Below are 2,788 nucleotides of genomic sequence, written 5' to 3' on the forward strand. Positions count from 1 at the left end.
GGCAAAAGAAGGATAAAGGGCAAGGTCGAGATAATCATCGACAAAGGAACTGACAGTAGTGAAGACAGAATCCATCTCAATATGAGGGAAGAGAGAATGGAGCAGTGGCAAACGGCCCTGAATCGAGTTATAGTGTGTTTGGTAATTTTGTTTATTGATCATGAACATATTTTACCAAAAAAGGCACCTCATCCATTACGGATCAGGTGCCTCTTTTTATTTTTGGACTGTCAGAAATTTAACAGCCCCTTCTCATTTTTGTTCTGAGCCAAGGCTCGTTGATTTTTTACAGGTCAAAAATGATCCAGAAAAAGTCATAAAAAAGACTTCATCCAAAATTGTAAGATGAAGTCCTTGTCTGATTCTTCTGAATCATCTATTTCTGAAAAATTCTAAAAATTATAGAATTTGATGGATGAATCTTGATATTTCTATTCTAAATAAAATATTAGTCTGAATTTTCATTCTAAAATTTAAACCTGTTTAGTTTTTAGAATCTTCTTCATGAAGATCGACTTCAATGGCATTATGAAGAGCCGTTGAAAGAGATTCTTTTAACTGGATGGCTTCGATGACCGCTGCGCAAAGAGGAGCAATGGAAAGAACCACCATATTATCGTATTCTGCCTTATGTTCGTTCTGGTCAATCGTATTGGTTACGATGAATTCTTTTAACCGAGAGGATTTCAGACGTTCAATCGCAGGTCCAGAAAGAACCCCGTGAGCACAGGCGGCATATACGTCCTTGGCTCCCTTTTCATAAAGCATATTGATGCCACTGGTCAGAGTACCAGCAGTATCGACCATATCATCAATGATAACAGCTGTTTTGCCGCTGACATCTCCCAGAAGATTCATAGCTACTGCCACGTTTGGTTTTGGTCTTCTCTTGTCGATAATCGCTACAGGCGCGCCAAGCTGATCGGCAAGTTTGCGGGCCCGAACGGTTCCGCCATGGTCAGGAGACACGACAACAATATCTTCAGGATTGAGATCTTTTTTCTTCAGGAAGTAGTTTCCGATGATGCTTAACGTGCTGATATCATCCGCAGGCACGTCAAAGAATCCCTGAATCTGAGTGGCGTGAAGATCCATGGTAATTACGCGGTTTGCTCCAGCGGTTTCAAGCAGGCTGGCAACCAGTTTACTTGTAATTGGCTGACGAGGTTTTGCCTTTCGATCCTGTCTGGCATATCCAAAATAAGGAATGACGCAGTTGATTGATCTTGCGCTGGCCCGTTTGCAGGCGTCAATGGCAATCAGCAGTTCCATTAAATGCTTGTTGACTGGCTTATTGGTTGACTGAACAAAATAAACGTCTTTCCCGCGAACAGAAGCGCCTAATTCAACCAGGATTTCTCCATCCGCAAACTGAAGGCATTCGCATGGTGAAAGTGGAATATCTAATATACGACAGATCTCTTCTGCGAGATCGTGACTTGAAGACAGGGCAAATACAACGATATCTTCTCTAAGCTGTGCATGTCTGCTCATCTCTGAATTCATATTTTGTGTTCTGTTATTTGCCGGAAACGCGAATCGCATTGGGTCCGACAACCTCTCCTTCCTGAACATCTGCATTTTTTAAATAAGAACCTGGCAAAATTTCTGCATAATCACCTACGACTGTGCTGCCAAGTAATTCTGTATTGGGATGAATGATTACATCATGTCCAATCACGACATCCTTACCAATGACTGTACGAGCCGGATCGACGATTTGTACGCCTTTTTTCATCCAATTTTGATTGATTCTGTCTTTAACCCATGAATAGGCGGCATAAAGTTCAATTGGATCATTGATTCCCTGCAGCTCGTCGGGGTCTTCAATTGGAATCGCCTTGACCTTTTTTCCTTTGCCTTTGAGAATTTCTACCAGATCAGTCAGATAGTATTCATTCTGAGCATTGGAACTGGTCAGCTCCTGAAGAGATTTGAAAAGATCCTCATTATTAAAGCAGTATACTCCTGCATTAATCTCATTCACTTTCTTTTCTTCCTCTGTGCAGTCCTTCGCTTCCCGGATGGCCAGAAATTCTCCATTTTCATCACGCAGAATCCGTCCATAATGAGCGCCTTCATCAAAGATGCAGCTCATCAAAGTCAATGCGGATCCCTGTGCCTGATCAAACAGGAAGTTCAGAGTTTCCGGCTGGATACAGGGGCCGTCTCCATTGATAACCAGCGTATAACCCTTTTCATCTTTTAAAGACTGAGCCTGCATCACGGCATGGCCAGTGCCAAGCTGAGGTTCCTGAAGGGCAAATTCCCGGCCTGGGAATGCCTTTTCTACCTGTTCAGCCTGATAGCCATCAATAATCACCACCCGGTTTACACCTGCCTGATCGATCGCTTCAAGCGTATAGGCAAGCATTGGACGGTCAATGATCGGATGCAGCAGTTTGCTCAACTCGGACTTCATTCTGGTTCCTTTTCCTGCAGCCAGAACAATAGCATTTTTATTCATCAAACACCTGCTTTCCGCGTCTATTCTATCACAGCAAAATCATACTCCAAACCTTCCATATCAGGATCGAATCTTTATGTGAACGATTGTGGCAATAGAAACAGGGACAGTTTCAGACTCTTTATGTAATGCCATTCAATTAGGAAATCTTAGATGAGGGGCTGTTAAATTTCTGACAGTCCAAAAATAAAAAGAGGCACCTGATCCGTAATGGATGAGGTGCCTTTTTTGGTAAAATATGTTCATGCTCAATAAACAAAATTACCAAACACACTATAACTCGATTCAGGGCCGTTTGCCACTGCTCCATTCTCTCTTCCC

At 42.5% G+C, this 2,788-nt stretch carries 2 protein-coding genes; both read right to left on the reverse strand.

The window, feature by feature from the left end; all coding sequences use genetic code 11:
- Positions 1–483: 483 nt before the first annotated feature.
- Positions 484–1,506, reverse strand: coding sequence for a ribose-phosphate diphosphokinase (locus tag BO222_RS00230; protein ID WP_233131178.1), 1,023 nt, complete (start codon positions 1,504–1,506; stop codon positions 484–486).
- Between the two features lie 13 nt (positions 1,507–1,519).
- Positions 1,520–2,467, reverse strand: a complete 948-nt coding sequence (locus tag BO222_RS00235) for an NTP transferase domain-containing protein (RefSeq protein WP_075817340.1) — start codon at positions 2,465–2,467, stop codon at positions 1,520–1,522.
- Positions 2,468–2,788 lie beyond the last annotated feature (321 nt).

The organism is Ileibacterium valens, assembly GCF_001945525.1.
Classification (GTDB): Bacteria; Bacillota_I; Bacilli_A; order Erysipelotrichales; family Erysipelotrichaceae; genus Ileibacterium; species Ileibacterium valens.

What these genes read in the sequence shown, in the direction of transcription:
- BO222_RS00235 (WP_075817340.1), bottom strand. Translation starts at nt 2,467, where the DNA reads ATGAATAAAAATGCTATTGTTCTGGCTGCAGGAAAAGGAACCAGAATG.
- BO222_RS00230 (WP_233131178.1), bottom strand. Translation starts at nt 1,506, where the DNA reads ATGAATTCAGAGATGAGCAGACATGCACAGCTTAGAGAAGATATCGTT.